Source organism: Paenibacillus sp. HGF5, assembly GCF_000204455.1.
Classification (GTDB): Bacteria; Bacillota; Bacilli; order Paenibacillales; family Paenibacillaceae; genus Paenibacillus_AQ; species Paenibacillus_AQ lautus_A.
Genome location: NZ_AEXS01000038.1, coordinates 79,399 through 99,642 on the forward strand (window position 1 = coordinate 79,399; position 20,244 = coordinate 99,642).

The following is a 20,244-nucleotide window of genomic DNA, read 5'->3' on the forward strand; positions in this document are numbered from 1 at the left end:
AAAATAGTTACATTATTGTAATAATATCATTCCACGGACAGTTCTGTCAATTTGTGTCATATTTCCTATTTCCTATTTCTGATGCGGATTTGTTGGTTCCGAGGAACTATTTATGTATTGATTATAGGGTAAATCCGGGTTTTCCGTCAGTAAAATCCCGTCGTTCACAAAAATGTCACGCTCATAAAAATGATGCTGATTAATTCTATGAATTTAAGGTTATTTTAAGATTGGCAATTTATAATGCAAATATCATGAAAAAACTTTCGTGAGGTGATTGATATGAAAACACTGATCATGTTCCAAAACAAGCCGGTTCCCGTTTATTTTACTACGGATAGCAAGCAGCCGGTTCAAAAGGTATTGAAACTGCTAACCAGCGCGCTTGACCATAAAATCCAAACCGGCAAAAAGGCGCTGCAAAAATGCCTCAACTCCCTCATCAGCATTGAAATCGAGGGATCCGAGGCAATTCTACACAGCAAAAGCGAAAACGACTCTCTTGCGCTATCTCTCTTTTAATATAAAAGAGGGGTAGCCCTTTTTTTTGTTTGTCTCCATTATACCCCGTAATAACGATCCTCGGCTATCTGCGCCCGCTGAATTCGGATCTGGAACAATTTCACGAGATTTCTCCGCGTTGTGATCTCCTGGCAATTACTCAGCTTTTTTAATATAAACCGATCGATGGACATACTGTTCATCCCTCCATTCTTGTCTTGGAAAAACGACCCTATGTTCTGATAACTTCTATTAACCGTGCCTTTTCAAGATTAAACGAGACTTCCGCCGTTATACAAAGCTTCTCACGGTTCGACGATTTTTGATGCTGTACCCATTTTATGATCAGTACCTTGCATTATTCAGTACTAAATGATATCTTATTGTAGACCACTACTGAATATTAATTACTACCTCGTGATAACAGCATGAACATGGACTTACGAAAGGAGGTATCGCCGTATGAATGTCAGTATTCAATTCAAAAAGGGCGTTCTTGAACTCTGCGTGCTTGTGCTGATCCATCGCAAGGACCAATATGGCTACGAGCTGGCTCAAGCCGTTTCCCGGCATATCGAGGTAGCCGAAGGCGCCTTGTACCCCCTCCTTCGCCGGCTTGTTAATGAAGGCTACTGCACCACCTACCTCCAGGAATCGAGCGAGGGTCCCCCCCGTAAATATTATAAGCTGACGGACAGCGGAGTGATCTATATGCGATCTATGGTGAAGGAATGGCAAGCATTTGTAAGCAACGTGACCAATTTGATAGAGGAAGGGAATTTGTATGACTAAAAAACAGTTTATTTCGATTTTGGAATCTCGCCTTGCCGCGCTTCCTCCGGGGGAACGCCGGGAATTCATTCAGGATGTAGAGTCCCATTTTGTCATCGGCATGCAGAATGGGCGTTCCGAAGAGGAGATTGCCCGGGAACTGGGAGATCCTTTTGAAATGGCGAAGGAAGCGTTAGGCGACCGGTACGTGGATATGGAAATGCCTGCTCCCGCGGCGGTCAGAAGGCCGTCTGCCATAGGCAAATATGCGGTAGGAACCGGTTTGTTCTTCTGTGCATTAGTGACCGTCCCGTTCCTTGCGGCATTATGGTCCGGTGGCGTCGCCATCGCTCTGGGAGCCCTGGCAACCTTGCTGAGCCCGGTGCTCGTTCTGCTCGATTACATCCTGAATGGAACGTTTTATCCGGCTAAATTATTCTTATCGATCTCCTTGATCGGAATCGGCATCTTCCTCGGTTATGGCACACGCTCGGCCATGGTCGGTTTGTTATCATTAACCTTGAGGTACTCCAGATGGAATACACGTTTGTTGAAGGGTCGTGACGCACTGTGAACAGAAAATGGTTGTTCAGCTTAGCAATCGCACTTATATTGGTAGGAATCATCGGCATGGCCGCAAACAAGTTTAAATTCGGGGAAGAGCTGGTCAGCTATCAGAACCGATGGGATCTGCAGGATGCCGTGAATTTGAAGAAATTAAAAATTACCAGCAGCATGAATATCAGCTTCGCTTTCGAGGATAGCGCCGATGCTAACGGGTATATCGCTTTTGACGGCAAGTTAAAGCCGGAGCATGTCGATATTCTTGAAGCTTTTGAGCCTGTAGGCCAAGAAATCGAATTAGATCTGAGTACTTCTGATTCTTTTCAGTTTATGAGCGTGAACTTTCATTCGCCGAAAGGGAGAATAACCATTGTCCTTCCTTCAAACACGAAACTCGAGGACCTCGATTTATCAACGTTCTCCGATAACATCCAGGTAAGCGGCGCTTCGTCCAAGTCGATTGCCATTTCCGTAAAGTCAGGCAACATCAACATTAACGGAATCGTAGCTGACCAGTTGAACGTAGAGAACATTTCGGGCAGTATTCGCGGCTCCGACATTCAGGCCTCCACTCAACTCGTCAATCATTCAGGAAACGTCGAATTGAAAGATATGGAAGGCCCCCTGGACATCGAGGTCACTTCCGGCAATGTAAACGTAGGATTGCTCGGCGTTTCGTCGGTGAATATCCTGTGCAGATCAGGCAACGTGAAAGTGCAGCCTGACCCTTCATTCCGCGGTTTCTATGACCTTAAGTCGCTCACCGGATCGATATCGGCGCCAGAGTCATTGAAGGAAACAACCGATACCATCCAAGTGGAAACCTACTCCGGCCATATCGATATCGTACACTAAGGCATTGTTGACAAACGATAGAAATGAAATATACTATAATTTATAAAGTAAACTATACAACAAGGAGAGTCTTCATACATGTCGAATGTACTATTCATCAAAGCAAACAACAGAGCGATCGAACAATCGGTCAGCGTAAAAATGTACCATGAGTTTCTGGAATCCTTCAAAGCAAGCCATCCGGAAGATCAAATCACGGAGCTTGACCTGTTCGCAGAGAATCTTCCATATTACGACGGAACAGCCATCAACGGTATGTTCAAAGCCGCCAAGGGTTTGGAAGCTACTCCTGAAGAGCAAGCGGCTGCTGCCAATGTCAGCAAATATCTTGACCAGTTCCTTGCCGCAGACAAAATCGTGCTGGCTTTCCCACTGTGGAACATGACCGTCCCTGCCGTTCTTCATACCTATATCGATTACCTGAACCAAGCAGGCAAAACGTTTAAATATACACCGCAAGGCGTGGTAGGTCTCGTGACCGGCAAAAAAGTCGTCATCCTGAATGCACGCGGCGGCAATTATTCCGAAGGTCCTATGGCTGCAGCAGAGATGGCTGTCAACTTCGTTATGGGCAATCTTCGTCAATGGGGCGTGCAGGATATCGAAACCCTCATCATCGAAGGCCACAACCAGTTCCCTGACGAAGCGGAAATGATCGTTCAGAACGGTCTTGAGCTTGTTAAAAAGGCCGCTGCCGGATTTTAATTGAACTTATACGTATTCACTCTTATAGCACTTCGAAAAAGCTGCCTTCACTGACCAAATCAGTGAAGGCAGCTTTTTTTGCTTTCGTTTAAAGCGCATCCCACTGCGTCCATTCCTCGCGCGGGTTAAGAATATAGATTTCCTGATCCCGGCTCATATATCGATGATTGATAAATTCTCGCCGAATCGTCGCATAATCCTCGTGATAGCGCTTGATAAACGCATTGATGTCCTTTTCCGGATATTCCCTCCCCGCCTCTAGCTGCTCCACCAAAAATTCCAAGATGACCAGCTTCTTTTTATACTGTGCCGGGATGGACCGCAAGGATCCGTCCTTAGCAATAAAACTGCGAAGAACGGATGCTTTGTAGGCTTCTCGGGCAGTCTGTTCCATGATGGACTCCTCCTTTTTCGGCAAACAATTTAACGAATTTCTAATTTAATATCAATCTAATTAGATATTAATTAAATTACAATTGTTTGTCAATCTCTTTCTGCATCAGGCCCGCTGGGGCGGGAGTGCGATCTCCTGCATTCTGGATTTATCGCGATATTTGCTGTAGGATTATAATGCTGATAGATAGCGTAAGGTTAATACATAAGGAGGTTCATCATGCTCGACGTCTTAATTATCGGCGCAGGCCCATGCGGTCTAGCAGCTGCCATTGAGTGCGGCCGCCAGGGCCTCAGCTGCGAGATCATTGATAAACACAACGTAGTCCATTCCATTTATCTCTATCCGACCCATATGCAGTTTTTCAGTACGGCTGAAATGCTTGAAATCGGAGAAGTTCCGTTCGCCATATCGAATGACAAACCGTACCGGCACGAGGCGCTGGCCTATTATCGTCGGGTCGCCAAACATTTCAACCTGAATATCTCCCCATACGAAGAAGCCCTCACCATAACCAAGCAGCCTGACGGCAGCTTTCAGGTAAAGACGCGGCGCCGCGGCGGTGAAGAGACCCTTCGACAAGCCAAACACGTAGTCATTGCTACGGGTTATTTTGATCATCCGAATTATATTGGCATTCCTGGTGAAGACTTGGAGAAAGTAACCCATTATTTCAGGGAAGCCCATCCTTATGCCGGCATGAAAACAGCGATCATCGGCGGCAGCAATTCCGCGGTGGATGCAGCCATGGAGCTGATCCGTGTCGGGGCCGAGGTTACGATGGTCTATCGGGGCGAGGAAGTCTCGCAGAACATTAAACCTTGGGTTCGGCCCCTGTTCGACAGCATGGTTCAAAAAGGGCATATCCAGCTTCATCTCAACTCCCGCGTCGTTCAAATCGCGGAGTCTTCCATTACCGTCCTTTCGAATCAGGGACAAGAATCGATCATCGAAAACGACTTTGTATTGGCATTGACCGGGTTCCGTCCCGATCGCAAACTGCTCGCCTCTTCCGGCGTCCAGCTTGATGAAGATATGGAGAAACCTCTCTATAATCCGGATACGATGGAGACCAATGTTCCGGGACTGTACGTCGCCGGCGTAATTGCGTCCGGCCGTAATGCCAATGAGGTGTTCATTGAAACCGGCAGGCTGCACGGCCGATTGATCGCGGAGCATCTGGGCACAAAGGTGTAACCAACGTCTTTCAGCGTATATTCCCGGAAGACAACCCGCTTGTAATTGATGTTTTTTACGATATCAGGAAGGCTTGCTCATCGGTCATTCATACCTTCTGATATCTAAATCATAAGGAGTGATCTCCATTGGACGTTACCTCGCTCATTCTGCTGGCAATGGCGGGCCTGGGCATTATCAGCAGCAATTCCGCCGTGACCATAGCCATGCTGACATTGCTGCTCATCCGCGTCACCGGCTTCCAGCAAGCCTTCCCATGGCTTGAGAAATACGGGCTGACCCTCGGCATCATAATTCTCACCATTGGCGTAATGTCTCCGCTGGCAAGCGGCAAAATGAGTCTCCAAACGATCGGTGAATCCTTCCTGAATTGGAAGTCGCTTCTGGCCATCGCCGTCGGCATGCTTGTCGCCTATCTGGGCGGACGCGGAGCCACGCTGATGGGCAGCAACCCTACGGTAGTCGCCGGCCTGCTCGTCGGCACCGTGCTCGGGGTAGCCCTATTCCGCGGCGTGCCCGTCGGGCCGCTCATTGCAGCCGGCCTGCTTTCCTTACTTATCGGCAAATCGTGAAGTCTCACGGCGCAAAGGATATTTTATAGGTAAATAGGATAAAGGCCAAAAACCTCCCTGCCGGTTTCATGAACCTTAAGGGAGGTTTATTTGTTCTATATTTAAGTACCATGCCGGACGGGACGTTACCATATATAGTCTATTTTATGGTATGATAGCTATCGTATTTTAACGGCTTTTCCCGTATTTCCCTACGAATTAGGATGTATCAGGAGGTAACACAATTGTCTTCAACGAATACCGAATCGGCCGCTGCCCCGTTAAAGCAGCTTCCCATGCTGCTCTTCAGGCAGCTAAGGCCGAAGCAATGGACCAAAAATTTGTTAATATTTGCAGCCCCCCTCTTCTCGTTTGAAACGGTAAATCCGGGGTCGCTTGTTGAAACCTTGATCGGTTTCTTCCTGCTGTCCTTCGTTTCGGGCTGCGTCTACATTGTGAACGATTATGCCGATCGCGAAGCGGATCGCAACCATCCGGTGAAGAAATACCGGCCCATGGCCTCGGGAGCACTCCCGCCTAAGCTGGCTGTCGTGTTCGGCATACTGCTGCTGATCGCTTCGCTGGCCGTCTCTTATCTGCTCAATCCGCTGTTTACCGCATTACTGCTGCTCTATTTTGCCATGAACGTAGCTTATTCCTTCCGGCTGAAACATGTTGTCATCATCGACATCATGATTATCGCGGCCGGGTTTGTGCTGCGCGCCATCGCAGGCGGGCTCGTCATTCACGTCCCGTTCACGCCCTGGTTCCTTTTATGTACCATGCTGCTATCGCTCTTCCTGGCGATCGGCAAGAGACGGCATGAGCTTCATCTGCTGCAGCATGACAAGGGCTCTCACCGCAAGGTCCTTGATCAATACTCGTTTGATCTGCTCGACCAGATGAGCAGCATCGTCACAACGGCAAACATCATCAGTTATTCGCTCTTTACCTTTACGTCAGGCAGGACCGTTCATCTTATGTGGACCATTCCGCTCGTCATCTACGGGATGTTCCGATATCTTTATCTGATTCATATCGAGAAAAAGGGCGGAGCCCCGGACCGGGTGCTCCTGGAGGACTCGCACATCCTGGTCACCGTGATCCTCTATGTCATCAGCGTTATCGGAATATTGATCTATTTTGAGTAATTAAAAAAACGGCAATTGAGGGAAATTTTATGAATCAGAAATTCGCTATTTTTGACATCGACAAAACGGTCATCCATACGGACTCCATGTTCCAATTTTTGAAGTACGGCATACGAAAACACCCTTCCACGACACCGGTCATCCTGAAAGTCGTGCTGCATTCCCTGCTCTACAAGCTCCGTCTCCTGGAAGCCGAAAAGGCAAAAAGCGCTTATTTTCATGCGATGCGCCATCTGGATGACGCCGACCTGAAGCATTTTTACGAAACGGAATTGAAGCCTGCCATCTTCCCGGATGCCCTGAAGGAAATGCAACTGAAGAAAAGCGAGGGCTATCATGTCCTGCTCGTAACCGCGTCCCCCGACGCTTACATGAGATACTTTGCGGAGCTGCCCTGCGTCGACGCGGTCATTGCCACCAAATTATCCGTTCGGGATGGGCGTTTCACGTCGATGATTGAAGGAAACAACTGCAAGGGGGAGGAGAAAGTGAACCGGATTCGGCAATACTTAAGCGAGCAGCGGCTGGCCATTGATTACGACACTTCCTGCGCGTACTCCGATTCCTTATCCGATCTGCCGATGTTTCGGCTTGTTAAGCACAAATATTTGATCAATCAAAAGTCCGCCCATGGATGCGAGGGATTAACATGGAACAAGTAAAAGCGCAGAGCGCCCCGCGCCACTTAGGCAAGCTGTTTATGATCCTGTCGGCTTTTTTGACGGCGACCGGCCAGCTGTTCTGGAAATGGGGACACGCCAATTTGGTGTATATGGGAATCGGATTTGTCTGTTACGGCCTGGGAGCCATCCTCATGATCAAATCGTTTTCCCTGGAGAAGCTGTCCGTCGCTTATCCCCTGATGTGCATCAGCTATATCGTGGCTTTGTTTTATGGGGAGTTCTTTCTGGATGAGCCGTTAACCTTGAAAAAGCTGGCCGCCGTGGCCCTGCTTGGAATCGGGGTGACATTAACCTCCTATGAAAAGTGACGTGTTGCCGTACTTGCTTCTGCTCCTAATGACCTTGCTGGGCTCGCTGGGCAGCGTATTCTTCAAAGGATATACCGCGGGCAAACGGATCAAGCTGCTGCTGATCGGTTTTCTTAGCTACGGATTAGGTGCCTTGTTAAACATTTACCTGCTTGGGAAACTTCCGTATACGCTGGTGATGCCGGCCAATGCCCTTACGTTCCTGTGGGCGCTGCTATTTGCCAAACTGGTGTTCAAGGAAACCATCGGCATTCGAAAAATCGCCGGCGTTGCCTTTATCATATCCGGATTGCTGCTGCTGATCTGGTAAACGAATGCCGCCAGGCCGAATTTCAATACATATCACGGATAGATTGGTGGAACGAAAAACATGAATTTTTTCAGTTATTTATTTGGAAATCGAAAAGATAATTACACGGCGGTCGGGCTAAGCGTCTGCCTTGCCTTATGGTATGTGTTCATGAACCTTCCCTTTGTGACATACATCAAGGATCACGCAGCCGAATTGATGCCTCACAGTCCCTTCTACGGTGCGCCCTTTACGCTGAATCTATTTAACTTCGACCCCTCGATGGAGTATGGACCGGAAAATATTTCGATCATCCATCCGTTCATTAATTTTCTGACGAGTCCGCTAACAACGATGATCGGGAGCTCCAACCTCCCTTATCTTCTGATTCAATCCGTCTTGAACGCCTTTAGTGCAGCCTTGGTTTATTACATCGTTCGGCGAAGCGGAGCCGGCTGGCTGCTGTCCTTCGTAACGGCGGCTTTCTTCGGTATCAGCTCATATTCGCTGTTCACGGCATTCATTCCGGATTCATACGCGTATGCCCAATTCATGATCATTCTGTCGGCCGCTTATTTGCACTACAGCCGGTTGGAGGACCGGTATGCCGTCATGCCGAGTGCCTCCCTGGCCCTGATTAATTTCGGGATCACGTCCACGAATGTGGCAACGTTCGCGGGAGCGCTGCTGATCAGCCTGTTCGATCGACGCCGAATGGATACGTTCAAAAGGTTTATCATCATTATGCTGATTTTTCTGGGGATGGTGGTGATCGTCACCCTGCTTCAGCACTTGCTGTTCTCCGGTAGGTCATGGATCGCGAACGTGTTTTCAAGCGTGCAGAACGGTGCGCTCAGCTATGTTTCGCCCTTCTCATGGGAGCATCATTCCCGGGTCTTCTACATGCTGTTTGTAAGCCCGATCCTGTCGCCTGAGCTTGCCATGATCGATCCGGGAATCGCAGCGTTCGTGACAGATCTGGCCAAACCGTATCCGATCCATGTCCATATCGTCGGGATCGGGGTACTGCTCCTGGCTGTTCTGTCCTTCATCAAGGGCATCCGTTCCCGCGATACCTGGGCATTTTCCATCTATATTCTGTTTGCCATTCTGCTGCACATCATCGTGGGGTTCGGATTGGCCACATATGCTTACGATCTCTACCTCTACGCAGGACATTATCTGTTTGCGCTGTTCGTGCTTGCTGCTCTGTTCATTGCCAAAACGAAGAGCCTCCGGCTTCAACAAGTCCTCACCGGCGTCATGGCGCTGTTCCTGCTCATCACGCTGGTCAACAATATCGTGCTGCACGGTCAGTCTCTGGACTATATTCAGACGACCTATGACACGGTGTTCAAACATATCGAGAAATAAGACTGGTAAACATATCAAAAGACCCGTCCCCTGAAGCATGGCCGAATGCCATGCCTAAGAAGGACGGGTCTTTCCTGTAATTAAGTCTCCAAATGCTGCACGTTGTACAGTCTGGCATAGCTTCCATCCAGAGTCATCAGCTCGCCGTGCGTGCCCTGCTCCGTAATTCTTCCATTCTCCAGCACAACGATTTGATCGGCGTGCGTTATGGTCGAAAGACGATGGGCGACGATCAATGTGGTGCGGTTATTGGATAAGGATTGCAGCGCCTGCTGGATCAGATGCTCGGACTCCAAATCCAGCGCCGAGGTCGCCTCATCCAGCACCAGAATGTCCGGATCCTTGAGAAAGACGCGGGCGATCGCCAGTCTTTGCTTCTGACCTCCCGACAGCTTGACGCCGCGTTCGCCTACTTCCGTGTCATAGCCTTGCGGCAGCTGGGTAATGAAGTCATGGGCATTGGCGGCTTGGGCAGCGGCGACGATCGCAGCTTCATCCGCCTCCGGATTGCCGAACAGAATATTTTCACGGACGGTGCCGCTAAAGAGGAAGTTGTCCTGCAGGACCATGCCCACCGATCCGCGCAGGCTGTCCAGCGTCAAATCCCTGACATCGTGGCCGTTAATCTTCACAGCGCCCTGCTGCACATCGTAGAATCTCGGAATCAGTCCGATCAGGGACGATTTGCCGCCGCCGCTCATGCCGACGAACGCAATCGTCTGTCCCTGCTGAATGGTCAGGTTAATATCTTGAAGCACCCATCCCGCAGCGTCATTGTATTTGAAGGAAACACGGTCGAATTCGATCTGTCCCGCGGTCTTGAGCGTTTTGGCATTCGGACGGTCCACGATGTCATACGGCTCGTCCATAAGCTCCTTGACCCGCTCCAGCGACGCTGAGGCCTGCGTCAGCACCGTTGAAGAGTTAATCAGGCGGCGAAGAGGCGCATACAACCTGTCGAGATAACCGAAGAAGGCAACAAACGTGCCTAATGTCAGATCTCCCTGGATCACCCGGTAGCCCCCGTACCCGATAACCAGAATAGGCGCAATATCGGTCAGCGTGTTAATCACCGAGAAGGTCAGCGCATTCCAGCGCGTCTGGGCCATCGCTTTATTCAGGAAATTTCCGTTGATGCCTTCGAATTTCTTCTGGTCATAACGCTCCAGGGTAAAGCTTCGGATGACCGAGATCCCTTGAATCCGCTCATGCAGGTATGCCTGAATGCCCGCGAGAGCCTGCGACCGGTCTTTGGTCAAGCGCTTAAGCCGTTTATAGAGTAAGTTCACCGCTAGTCCGTAGAGAGGCAGAATCGAGATGGCAACCAGCGTCAAAACGGGATTCATGAAGAACATGACCACTAATACGAACAGCAGTGTGAACATATCCAGCCAGATGTTCATCATACCGACTTCCACCAGGTTTTTCGATTGCTCCACATCATTGATAAAACGCGATATTGCCTCGCCTACCTTGGTATTCTGGTAGTAACGAAGGGACAACCGCTGCAGATGCGCATACAGTCGGTTACGCATATCAAACAAAATACGGCTCGTAATGAACTGCGCAAAATACTGCCGCAGGTATTCCACCGGACCGCGAACGATGACAAACAGCACCAGCGTCCCTCCAAGAATCCACATCAGATCCTGGATTTTCTGCTCGATGCTCATCTGCTGATTGATCAGCAGATCATCCACGACATATTTCATGATCATGGGCAGCAATAACGGGATCGCGAATTTGATCATGCCGATGATGAGGGTGAGAATGATCCACTTCATATACGGCTTAACGAACGGATAATAGATTTTCCATGACTTCAAAGGTGAATCACAGCCCCTTTCTTCAGATTATAGAATGCACAACGTTTTCTGCGAAGGTGAACTCCTTCGATAATCGCAAGAAAAACGCCCTTCTAAACACTGTCTGCCTTCAGTAAAGGTACAACGATGGAGGTCTTTCTCAAGGGACATCCATCTTGTGACAGACGAAGAGCAGTTGACATTTGAGAGCTTCAATGCTTTATTAGTTCTAAACTCATGAAATGTATCATGTCTGCAGGAGGATTTAGTCATGACCAGAATTTTCGTGACGGAGGCGGTCATGCTGGCCATTTACGGTCAGCTGTTAGTACCACCCAAACCCGTCGAATACATCATTCCATATACCACGATTTTGGAATTATATGAGCTTCATACAACGGAGGAACATCTCATGAATAGCAGTGCTGATGACCAGCACGTCAAAATAAAGATCGGCGAATTGATATCGTATTTCGAAGAGCCGCTGAACAAAAAGAAAATCGAGCGGGCCCTCCAGGTTCCCTGGTCCAAAAGCCCGACCATTCCCGTTAGCGAAACCACTCGGGTCTCGGTCATGAACACCATGGACACCGCACCGTACGGAGAGTCCTTCGATCCCATTGAGACCGAACTGCTGCTGGCTTCCCAAAAAGCGGAGGCTCCCATATTGACGGATCAATACGAGTTGATTCAGCGCATCGTTGAAAGCGCTCTTCCCGTACAGGTCTATGATATCGACGATTTTGACTTTGCACTGGAGGTCCCGTTATCCGGGCAGCCGTAAGTATCCTGTGTACATGCTTACACAAGGCAAAAGGAGTCCCTTCCCCGGTTTGAATGGGGCAGGGACTCCTCATGTTGACCGAAAAAAATTCCCCGTGCGGGGAATTTAAAGCATGCACATCTGCCGCCACGAACGAGCCTCAGCTCTTCTTTTTTATCTTATCCAGCAAGCGGATCGTGATCGCATCCATAGCGGGCAATGCCTGGAAATCAAAATATTTAAGAGATACTTCCGTATTCGGAGACAAATGAATGGCGCTGTGCAGACCGGTTGCCGCGTAAACGCCGATTACATAATATACCTCATCTCCACCAAGCTGCTTCTTCATATACTCCGGACCTGATACAAGGTCCAAGAGTCGCATATCGTCCGCGGTCAGGCCGCTCTCTTCCCACAGCTCTCTGGAGGCTGTGTCTTCAAGAGCTTCGCCGGGCTTCAGGTTTCCGATCGGAAGTCCCCACTCGTCCCTGTTCTGACGTTTCAGGAGCAGAATCTCTCCGTTATCGTTCAGCACAAGCACCGCCGCTTTCACACGGACCACCGAACGTTTGCCGATATACTGGCGAATATCACGGTGATATACGCTCATCTTGGGAACCTCCTTTCCCTAGATGGCGCTGCAGTCTCTCATCAGGTTAATTTACTGCGCCCTCTTCTTCATAAATATACGAAATGTCATCCAAGGATTCCTCATATTTCACGCGTAGCGTATACCCTTTCAAATACCACAGATCCTGCTCTTCCATATAGAAAGTTACCTCTTCCGAACGCTCCGTCAGTCCCGCTTCCCTTGGCTCTTCTACCGAAATACCGAGCGAAAAGCCGGGATGGAGCCCGCCGCCTGAGCTATAGCGTGGAAAGAAGCGAACGAACGTGCCGGCTTGAAGGTCAAGTTCCTTCTTGTACCAACGTGCTGCCTGATCGCTGACTTGAATTTGCATGTGTCGTGCACCTCCTTAGACGTTATTTTATGTTGATCCCTATCTATTTGGCAGACCGGAGATCATAGGGACGGTATCCAAATTTAGCTGCAATATTATCATAACGCATACGCACGCTAGGATACAAATCATTTTGATAATTAAATAGTGACATAAGGTTCCGGCCTTCCTTCACTACAAGAATGACTCGCGAGGATCCAAAAAAATAAGTTTGACACATTCCAGTTCATGGTGATAAAATTCAGTCCATACGAGATCGATTTGAATAAAATGTAAAATGACGAAGAAAGGGTGAGTGACATGCTGAAATTGTTTGCGATGGATAAAGATCATCTGGATCATCATTCCCTACAATTCAATATGGATCGACTCCCCGCTGGTGCTGTCTCATCATCATCAAGCCTCGTTCGTTCGTTGTCGGAATGAATTAGAACGAAGCAGCTGACCTTTGCGCGGAAGTCATGATCACCGTGCGTATGATAAGTTCAAAATTAATGAAGCATATCGTCCGTCGTCGGATGATGTGCTTTTTTTGGTTTTTGTGGATGATATGATGCCAGAACGATATGAAAGGAAGGGATAATGTGTTTGCCGTACTTAAAAATTTAGGCTGGTTTTTCAAGCGTGAGAAAAAACGTTATTTGATCGGCCTGGCGCTGCTCATCTTTTGCGGATTGGTTGAGCTTCTGCCGCCGCTCCTGCTCGGAAACGCGATTGACGATATCGTCAGCAGTTCCATAACCTGGGCGTCCCTCGTCCAATACCTGCTCATGATTCTCGGCATTGTTGCTGTCGTTTATTGTGCCACGTACATATGGATGCACCGATTATTCGGAGGCGCAAACCTCGTGGAACGCCTTCTCCGTACCCGGTACATGAACCATTTGCTGCGGATGCTTCCTCCGTTTTTCGAGCGCAACCGTACCGGGGACCTGATGGCCAAAGCGACGAATGACCTTCGCTCCGTGGCTGCAACCGCCGGCTTCGGCATGCTCGTCATGACGGACTCCACCATCTACTTGATTGTCGTCCTGTTCGCCATGGGCTTCATCGTCAGCTGGAAGCTGACGCTGGCTGCGATTCTGCCGATGCCGATCATTGCCATTGGCATGGTGATCTACGGAAGAGCCATTCATAAGCGCTATACGCTGGCTCAAGATGCCTTCGGAGACATGAACGACCAGGTGCTGGAATCCGTAGCCGGCGTGCGCGTCATCCGCGCTTATGTGCAGGAACGCGCCGATCAGCAGCGCTTCCAGGATATTACGGATGACGTATATCGTAAAAATCTGGCGGTTGCCAAAGTGGATGCCTTATTCGAGCCGACCATCAATTTTTCCATCGGTCTCAGCTACGTCATCGGTTTGGCCTACGGGGTGTACCTCGTGTTCCAAAATCAAATCACGCTCGGAGATCTCGTATCGTTCAATATGTACCTCGGGATGATGATTTGGCCGATGTTTGCGATCGGGGAATTGATCAATATCATGCAGCGGGGTAACGCATCGCTGGATCGGGTCAACGAAACCTTGAAGACGCCGCCGGATGTTGCCGACGTCGCAGACCCCGTAGACGTGAAGGTTCCAGACACGATTCAATTTAAGGATGTCACCTTCCGTTACCCGACATCAACGATCGAAAATTTGCAAAATATCAGCTTTACGCTGCAAAAAGGGCAGACGCTGGGCGTTGTAGGACGCACGGGCAGCGGCAAATCGACGCTGCTGAAGCAGCTACTGCATGAATATCCTACCGGAACCGGGGATATCCTCATATCCGGCGTGCCGATGGAGAGGCTCGCGACCGATCAGCTCCACAGCTGGGTCGGGTATGTGCCGCAGGAGCAGATCCTGTTCTCCAAGACGGTGCGCCAGAACATCCAATTCGGCAAGAAGGATGCCAGCGACGAATTGATCATGGAGGCGATTACGACCGCTGCGTTTGACCGCGATCTGGTCACCCTGTCCGATGGTCTTGATACCATTGTCGGCGAAAAAGGCGTGGCGCTGTCCGGCGGGCAAAAACAGCGGGTATCCCTGGCCCGGGCTTTCATCGGCGACCCTGAAATCCTGATTCTGGACGATTCCTTGTCCGCGGTAGATGCCCGGACGGAAGCCAGAATCATCGATAATATCCGGAGCAAGCGCGCCGGTAAAACGACCCTGATCTCCACCCATCGCCTCTCGGCGGTCCAGCATGCCGATCTAATCGTTGTCTTGGAGGACGGCCGAATCACGGAGCAGGGAACCCATGACGAACTGCTGGAACTCGGCGGCTGGTACCGCGAGCAATTCGAACGCCAGCAGGTGGAAAACAATCTGACCTCGGAGGAGGTGTCTTAATTGACTCCAAGCGATACAACCATCTCGAATGAATCCGGAATTGCCAAACGGCTCTTCCGTTATGCCTTAACGGCTAAGGGCACCTTCATCACCGCCCTGATTCTGCTGGCCATCGGCGTTGCCGCCGAGCTGGCAGGACCCTTCATCGCGAAAACGATGATCGACGAGCATATCCTGGGCATCGAGCGTCCCTATTATGAGACGACGCAGGCTCAGGGTGCCGCATCCTATAATGGAACTTATTATAAACGTGAGGATCGCTTTCAGGAAAGTGAGACGCGAGGTCAGGAAGTGCGCCTCGTTCAGGCAGGCCGCAGCTTCTATTTCATTGATGAGCCGGTAACCCGAACCGAGGGAAACCGTTCCTTCCAGAATGGCGTATTGACGATTTCCTACGTCTCGGAAGAGCTGCAATACCCGGCCGTCAAATTAACCAAGGAACAGCTGTTTGAATTTTACAAACCCGAGCTGCCCAGCATTTATAAACTCGTCGGCCTGTTCCTGATCTGCCTTCTGATCTCCATGATAACGGTATTCGGCAGAACGTACTGGCTCCAATCGGCAGCCAATCGGGTCATCCAGAAGCTGCGTACCGATGTATATGCCCATATACAGCGCTTGCCCGTCAACTTCTTCGATAATCTGCCGGCTGGCAAAGTCGTTTCCCGGGTAACGAATGACACCGAAGCGGTTAAGGACCTGTTCGTTGCGGTTTTATCCAACTTCAGCTCCGGCGCCGTCTATATCACGGGTGTTTATGTCGCCCTGTTCCTTCTGGACGTCAGACTGGGCTTGATCAGTTTGTTTGTCATCCCGATGCTGATTGTATGGACCATCCTGTACCGTAAATTCGCAACCAAATACAATACGGTTATCCGCTCCCGTCTGAGCGAGATCAACGCCATTATCAATGAATCCATACAGGGTATGGCTATCATCCGTGTATTCCGCCGCCAAAAAGCGACCCAGGACGAGTTCGAGGCACTAAACGCGGATTACATGGCCCATCAGAACAAAATGCTGAATCTGAACTCCTTCACCACGCACAACCTGGTCAATGTGCTGCGTAACGTTTCCTTTGTGGTCGTGCTCTGGTATTTCGGTTCGGCATCGCTGAACGGTGCCGGGATCGTTTCGATCGGCGTGCTGTACGCCTTCGTCGATCTGCTCGGCCGCATGTTCCAGCCGATTACGGGCATGGTCAACCAGCTGGCCGCGCTCGATACCTCCATCGTCTCCGCCAAGCGGGTATTCGAGCTGATGGATGAAACGGGCGAAAAAGTAACGGACGGCTCCATGCCGCGATATTTGGGGAATGTGGAGTTTCAGGACGTATCGTTCGCTTACAAGAAGGACTACGTGCTGAAGAACATTTCGTTTGAAGCGAAGCAAGGACAGACGGTTGCGCTTGTCGGGCATACGGGCTCGGGCAAAAGCTCCATCATCAATCTGCTGTTCCGTTTCTACGACCCGCAAAAAGGCACCATCACGATTGACGGTCAGCCTGTCACCGATATTCCGAAGCAGTGGCTCCGCAAGCATATGGGAATCGTGCTTCAGGATCCGTACCTGTTCACCGGCACCATTGCATCCAACGTCAGCCTGGGCGATCCGGACATTACCCGGGAACAGGTAGAGCAGGCCCTTCGCGACGTAGGTGCAGATCGGCTCCTGGCCCATCTGCCGCAAGGCTTTGATGAGCCGGTGCTGGAGAAAGGCAGCACGCTTTCCGCCGGTCAGCGCCAGTTGATCTCGTTTGCCCGTGCATTGGCGTTCAACCCGGCCATACTGATCCTTGATGAGGCCACCGCTAACATCGATACGGAAACGGAAGCCTTGATCCAAGACGCGCTGGAGGTTCTGAAGCGTGGACGTACAACGTTTATCATCGCTCACCGCTTATCCACGATCCGCAGCGCCGATCAGATTCTGGTTCTTCACCGCGGAGAAATCGTGGAACAGGGTTCCCATGACGAATTGATGGCCTTGGGCGGAAGGTACTTTAAAATGTACCAGCTCCAGCAAGGAAGCTCGGCTTCGGTTCCAGAGAATAAGGAAACGGTGCTGGCCGCTTCCAACAGCAACTTGGCCGGAGGGCATTTATAGACCACGTAAGGCGAAGCTAACGCAGTCATATGAAGACAGACCGCGGTTAAATCGTAGTTTTTCTTGCGATATCCGGAAGGTCCAGGCTTGTAAGTTTATACTTTCTGACACTTTAAAAAGGCTGTCCCCTGTCGAATGTAACATTCGCTTGGGGACAGCCTTCTTTTTTACATCGTATTCTGCAGGTACATAACAAGAATTACTTTGCCGAATCAAGAGTACCGGCTGCTTTGACCGTGATTTTGGTGTACTTGGACGGCACGAGTACGTCATCGGACGATTTTGAGATGACTTGCGGGTACATTTTGTCCGGATCGGGTTGCACAACCTTGAAGTAGATTACGGCTTCGGTGTCGCTAACATAGTCGACCGAAGTAATTTTAATGCCATAACCCGGATTCGGCAGATCTTCCTTGGTTACCGTGACTTTATTCTGCGATTCGTCCACCTTGACGACGCTTGTGCTTACATCCGGTTCAGATTGGTCCGGCTTTTCGGGTATCATGTTCTTTTGATGCTCCTCAATGAATCGAATGGAATTGTATACGAGCTCTGCCGCTTCGATTCGCGATAAACTCTTCGTCGGATGGAACTTGTCGTTCGCGTCCAGCTTCGCGATTTTGGTTAACAGCAGGAATTGCACGGCCCCGCGGCTCTCCTCTTTCATCAGATCCTCGTCGGCCACATGCAAATACATCATGATCACGGGATAATTCCCGGTCTTCTGAATCGCTTCCGAGAGCAATGTCGCGAACCCTTCTCGCGTGATCGGCTCATTCCATTTCATGTCCGCGGATACCGACAATCCGTTCTGAGCCGCAATGTTCACGGCTTCGGCAAACCAAGCATCCTTCGGAACACTGTCGAACGAGCGGCCCGTAAAGTTCGGCTGCACCTCCAGGCCGGCTGCATTCACGACCATCTGCACTGCCTGAGCGGTCGTTATCGTCTTGGACGGAGCGAATTTGTCGGCGCTGATGCCCTGGATAATCCCTTTCGATTGCAGTTCCTTCACCATTTGCAATGGCTTCTCCTCTTGTATATCCGTAAAAGCAGAGGCGGCGCCGGCACCGAGCAATGACGAAGTGACAAGCATAGCGGTTAATAATTTGGTTGTTTTTTTCATAGTTACACCTCCTATTATTCCTGACGCAGAGGTGCTGGAATATGTTTCATCTGAAGCGCATTTTCTTCTACACGCTTTTTTCGCTATCCAGGCCCAGCTTTACGTACATCTCGCGGGAGTAACCCTGAAGCTTCTGCTCCAGCGCTTGGGCTTGGTCCTTAAATGCCGTCAGCTCCCGTATCATTCGGGAACGGCCGGCCGGGCTAAACGTCTCATGGATCCGTTCTTTGAAATAATCATGAACGATATAGTTTCGCTGCTTCCATACTTCTTTTAATTGAAGCGTCTCTTCCTCGGAGAACGGAAAGTAATGCTGGATCTCATGGACCAGCTGGCCCAGGGAGCTGCTTAGTTTCCGCTGATATAATTCGGTGAAATCTTCCTCTGAAGGCACATTTCCTTGAGAAAGCTTGATCAGCATCAACAAATTCGCGAGCTGCTGCTCAAGGGCCTGTGAATAATACACCGCTAATCCGAAATAGGCAAACAGCTCTTTGGAGTGGTCACTGTCCAGCAGTCGAGTTTGTTTCATGGTATCCTCCTCTAGTATTGGCTGTCTTTACCGTTTCTATTTGTGTATATTCCTATGGTAAAGGAAGACTCCTCCTACTTCAACCTACTTTTCGGATCATGGAGGCTGCATCCTTGCGGGAGGCCGTCCATAGATAAACAGCCAGTAAAATAAATCCGTAGATGAAGGAATAGGCGATTGTCAGGAGTTTGACGGCCGGTGACCGCTCGTCGGCATGCATGAACAGGTCCATCATGACGGAGACAGGCGGCAGCAAGTAAGGGATGACTCCCCAATAAGCATGATCGAACTGGACAATGGATTGACCGGCCAAGGAAACAATGATCACGATGAATAGTAACCCTGCCGCTCTTCCCTGGTTCTCCATGAAGCCGAACTGAAAGAATAAGGACAGCGAAATGCCCAGCAAGGACATTGCGGCATGTCCCACATAACCAAGTGCAAGCTCGTAGAATGTAATCGGCTTATCGAACATCCCGAACACGACGGGATAAAGGACAGCGAATGCACTGAATAGGATGGACAGAAGACTTACCGTGATATATTGGGCAGCATAAAATCGTAGGGCCTTGCCGCTGTGAACAATAAGGAGCATCGTTTGACGCCCTTGATCGTGATTGTGGAAATTCAACCCCAGCCAAGCTGAGCCGACAAACAGAAAGGCTGCCGTCACGGCATAACTGTCCATGATCGGGTTAGGCCGGTAGGAGTAGAGGAACACCACCGAGATCAGCATGAATGCAATCGGAGCGAAGTATCGATAAGATCTTGTGTAACTGGCAAGCAAGTAACGAATCAGGGATCCCATCATGCTCCCTCCCCCTCCATAGGCTTGCCCGAACCGGGGTGATCGGGCTCTTTCATCTCCCCGCGCCAAGGCTCAAGCCGTATCAGCGAACCGCCAGACTGCAAAATATCCAGCAGCATGTCGTCCGTTGCCTGCCGCGTAACCATCATCGATGCCGGGTTGCCTCTGGATATCCAATAGAGAAACCCGGGGCGGCGTTCAAGCTCCAGCATGTTGTCTGGCGAAACGCGCGTGAATTCCAGCTTCATCCGCTCTAAATGCGGACTCCTTTCAAGCAATCCGTCCCGCTCGATCCGCCCCTGCCGCAGCCGCGTCTCCCGGTCAGCCAGCGAAGCAATAAGCAGCGGCTCGTGAACGGACATCACGATAGCCGTTCCTTGTCTTTTGATCTCGGTCAGAATGCCGATCATCTCCATCTGGGAGGACTCGTCCAATCCCGAAAGCGGCTCATCCAGAA

At 50.1% G+C, this 20,244-nt stretch carries 23 protein-coding genes and 1 pseudogene; 15 read left to right on the plus strand and 9 right to left on the minus strand.

Annotation, left to right across the window (positions count from 1 at the left end):
- Positions 1 to 282: 282 nt before the first annotated feature.
- Entirely contained in the window at positions 283 to 522 is a 240-nt protein-coding gene (locus tag HMPREF9412_RS06975; protein WP_006211206.1) for a hypothetical protein, read from the plus strand.
- A 38-nt stretch (positions 523 to 560) separates the two neighbouring features.
- Here the strand turns inward: HMPREF9412_RS06975 and HMPREF9412_RS33570 are convergent, their stop codons facing one another.
- Positions 561 to 695 (minus strand): hypothetical protein, encoded by a 135-nt coding sequence (locus HMPREF9412_RS33570; protein ID WP_009590662.1) that lies wholly within the window; start codon positions 693 to 695, stop codon positions 561 to 563.
- A 268-nt stretch (positions 696 to 963) separates the two neighbouring features.
- On the opposite strand from HMPREF9412_RS33570, the gene HMPREF9412_RS06980 reads away from it, so the two are divergent.
- The 4 genes from HMPREF9412_RS06980 to HMPREF9412_RS06995 all read left to right on the plus strand — a co-directional run bounded on the left by HMPREF9412_RS06980 (position 964) and on the right by HMPREF9412_RS06995 (position 3,396).
- Positions 964 to 1,293, plus strand: a complete 330-nt coding sequence (locus HMPREF9412_RS06980; protein ID WP_009590638.1) for a PadR family transcriptional regulator — start codon at positions 964 to 966, stop codon at positions 1,291 to 1,293.
- Positions 1,286 to 1,846: a DUF1700 domain-containing protein gene (locus HMPREF9412_RS06985; RefSeq protein WP_009590652.1), complete on the plus strand. Its 561-nt coding sequence runs from the start codon at positions 1,286 to 1,288 to the stop codon at positions 1,844 to 1,846. The genes HMPREF9412_RS06980 and HMPREF9412_RS06985 overlap by 8 nt, the downstream gene beginning before the upstream one ends.
- Complete coding sequence (locus HMPREF9412_RS06990) at positions 1,843 to 2,691, plus strand: DUF4097 family beta strand repeat-containing protein (protein ID WP_175320744.1); 849 nt, start codon at positions 1,843 to 1,845, stop codon at positions 2,689 to 2,691. Before HMPREF9412_RS06985 ends, HMPREF9412_RS06990 begins: the two co-directional genes overlap by 4 nt.
- A gap of 78 nt (positions 2,692 to 2,769) precedes the next feature.
- A complete protein-coding gene (locus tag HMPREF9412_RS06995) occupies positions 2,770 to 3,396 on the plus strand; it encodes an FMN-dependent NADH-azoreductase (protein ID WP_009590690.1) in 627 nt (208 codons plus the stop codon).
- Between the two features lie 88 nt (positions 3,397 to 3,484).
- Here HMPREF9412_RS06995 and HMPREF9412_RS07000 read toward each other — a convergent pair whose 3' ends face one another.
- Complete coding sequence (locus HMPREF9412_RS07000) at positions 3,485 to 3,790, minus strand: DUF2087 domain-containing protein (protein WP_009590655.1); 306 nt, start codon at positions 3,788 to 3,790, stop codon at positions 3,485 to 3,487.
- 219 nt (positions 3,791 to 4,009) lie between these two features.
- Between HMPREF9412_RS07000 and HMPREF9412_RS07005 the strand changes: the two genes are divergently transcribed.
- From HMPREF9412_RS07005 to HMPREF9412_RS07035, 7 genes are all read left to right on the plus strand, one after another.
- Positions 4,010 to 4,987: a YpdA family putative bacillithiol disulfide reductase gene (locus HMPREF9412_RS07005; protein WP_009590683.1), complete on the plus strand. Its 978-nt coding sequence runs from the start codon at positions 4,010 to 4,012 to the stop codon at positions 4,985 to 4,987.
- A 128-nt stretch (positions 4,988 to 5,115) separates the two neighbouring features.
- Positions 5,116 to 5,559 (plus strand): DUF441 domain-containing protein, encoded by a 444-nt coding sequence (locus HMPREF9412_RS07010; RefSeq protein ID WP_009590654.1) that lies wholly within the window; start codon positions 5,116 to 5,118, stop codon positions 5,557 to 5,559.
- A gap of 203 nt (positions 5,560 to 5,762) precedes the next feature.
- Positions 5,763 to 6,689 carry a decaprenyl-phosphate phosphoribosyltransferase gene (locus tag HMPREF9412_RS07015; RefSeq protein WP_175320745.1) on the plus strand — a complete coding sequence of 309 codons (927 nt, stop codon included), beginning with the start codon at positions 5,763 to 5,765 and terminating at the stop codon, positions 6,687 to 6,689.
- 29 nt (positions 6,690 to 6,718) lie between these two features.
- Positions 6,719 to 7,351, plus strand: a complete 633-nt coding sequence (locus tag HMPREF9412_RS07020; protein ID WP_009590646.1) for an HAD-IB family hydrolase — start codon at positions 6,719 to 6,721, stop codon at positions 7,349 to 7,351.
- Positions 7,339 to 7,680 carry an EamA family transporter gene (locus HMPREF9412_RS07025; RefSeq protein ID WP_009590672.1) on the plus strand — a complete coding sequence of 114 codons (342 nt, stop codon included), beginning with the start codon at positions 7,339 to 7,341 and terminating at the stop codon, positions 7,678 to 7,680. Before HMPREF9412_RS07020 ends, HMPREF9412_RS07025 begins: the two co-directional genes overlap by 13 nt.
- Positions 7,670 to 7,990, plus strand: a complete 321-nt coding sequence (locus HMPREF9412_RS07030) for an EamA family transporter (RefSeq protein ID WP_036671549.1) — start codon at positions 7,670 to 7,672, stop codon at positions 7,988 to 7,990. Before HMPREF9412_RS07025 ends, HMPREF9412_RS07030 begins: the two co-directional genes overlap by 11 nt.
- Before the next feature lie 60 nt (positions 7,991 to 8,050).
- The gene (locus tag HMPREF9412_RS07035; protein ID WP_009590676.1) at positions 8,051 to 9,343 is read left to right on the plus strand and encodes a DUF6080 domain-containing protein; all 1,293 of its coding nucleotides are present in this window, start codon (positions 8,051 to 8,053) and stop codon (positions 9,341 to 9,343) included.
- A gap of 80 nt (positions 9,344 to 9,423) precedes the next feature.
- Here HMPREF9412_RS07035 and HMPREF9412_RS07040 read toward each other — a convergent pair whose 3' ends face one another.
- Positions 9,424 to 11,169, minus strand: a complete 1,746-nt coding sequence (locus tag HMPREF9412_RS07040) for an ABC transporter ATP-binding protein (RefSeq protein WP_009590722.1) — start codon at positions 11,167 to 11,169, stop codon at positions 9,424 to 9,426.
- Positions 11,170 to 11,419: 250 nt separating this feature from the next.
- On the opposite strand from HMPREF9412_RS07040, the gene HMPREF9412_RS07045 reads away from it, so the two are divergent.
- The gene (locus HMPREF9412_RS07045) at positions 11,420 to 11,932 is read left to right on the plus strand and encodes a hypothetical protein (RefSeq protein WP_009590651.1); all 513 of its coding nucleotides are present in this window, start codon (positions 11,420 to 11,422) and stop codon (positions 11,930 to 11,932) included.
- 139 nt (positions 11,933 to 12,071) lie between these two features.
- On the opposite strand, the gene HMPREF9412_RS07050 is transcribed toward HMPREF9412_RS07045, so the two are convergent.
- Positions 12,072 to 12,521, minus strand: coding sequence for an NUDIX domain-containing protein (locus HMPREF9412_RS07050; RefSeq protein WP_009590665.1), 450 nt, complete (start codon positions 12,519 to 12,521; stop codon positions 12,072 to 12,074).
- A gap of 46 nt (positions 12,522 to 12,567) precedes the next feature.
- The gene (locus HMPREF9412_RS07055) at positions 12,568 to 12,873 is read right to left on the minus strand and encodes a HesB/YadR/YfhF family protein (RefSeq protein WP_009590696.1); all 306 of its coding nucleotides are present in this window, start codon (positions 12,871 to 12,873) and stop codon (positions 12,568 to 12,570) included.
- Positions 12,874 to 13,457: 584 nt separating this feature from the next.
- On the opposite strand from HMPREF9412_RS07055, the gene HMPREF9412_RS07060 reads away from it, so the two are divergent.
- Positions 13,458 to 15,215: an ABC transporter ATP-binding protein gene (locus tag HMPREF9412_RS07060; RefSeq protein ID WP_009590643.1), complete on the plus strand. Its 1,758-nt coding sequence runs from the start codon at positions 13,458 to 13,460 to the stop codon at positions 15,213 to 15,215.
- The gene (locus tag HMPREF9412_RS07065) at positions 15,216 to 17,321 is read left to right on the plus strand and encodes an ABC transporter ATP-binding protein (protein WP_009590657.1); all 2,106 of its coding nucleotides are present in this window, start codon (positions 15,216 to 15,218) and stop codon (positions 17,319 to 17,321) included.
- Positions 17,322 to 17,520: 199 nt separating this feature from the next.
- Here the strand turns inward: HMPREF9412_RS07065 and HMPREF9412_RS07070 are convergent, their stop codons facing one another.
- The 4 genes and pseudogenes from HMPREF9412_RS07070 to HMPREF9412_RS07085 form a co-directional block, all read right to left on the minus strand.
- Complete coding sequence (locus HMPREF9412_RS07070) at positions 17,521 to 18,447, minus strand: S-layer homology domain-containing protein (protein WP_009590661.1); 927 nt, start codon at positions 18,445 to 18,447, stop codon at positions 17,521 to 17,523.
- A 67-nt stretch (positions 18,448 to 18,514) separates the two neighbouring features.
- Positions 18,515 to 18,979 carry a hypothetical protein gene (locus HMPREF9412_RS07075; RefSeq protein ID WP_009590626.1) on the minus strand — a complete coding sequence of 155 codons (465 nt, stop codon included), beginning with the start codon at positions 18,977 to 18,979 and terminating at the stop codon, positions 18,515 to 18,517.
- 79 nt (positions 18,980 to 19,058) lie between these two features.
- A complete protein-coding gene (locus HMPREF9412_RS07080) occupies positions 19,059 to 19,790 on the minus strand; it encodes a hypothetical protein (protein WP_009590692.1) in 732 nt (243 codons plus the stop codon).
- Positions 19,787 to 20,244, minus strand: a pseudogene (locus HMPREF9412_RS07085) (ABC transporter ATP-binding protein); the annotation flags it as partial. The pseudogene HMPREF9412_RS07085 and the gene HMPREF9412_RS07080, both read right to left, overlap by 4 nt.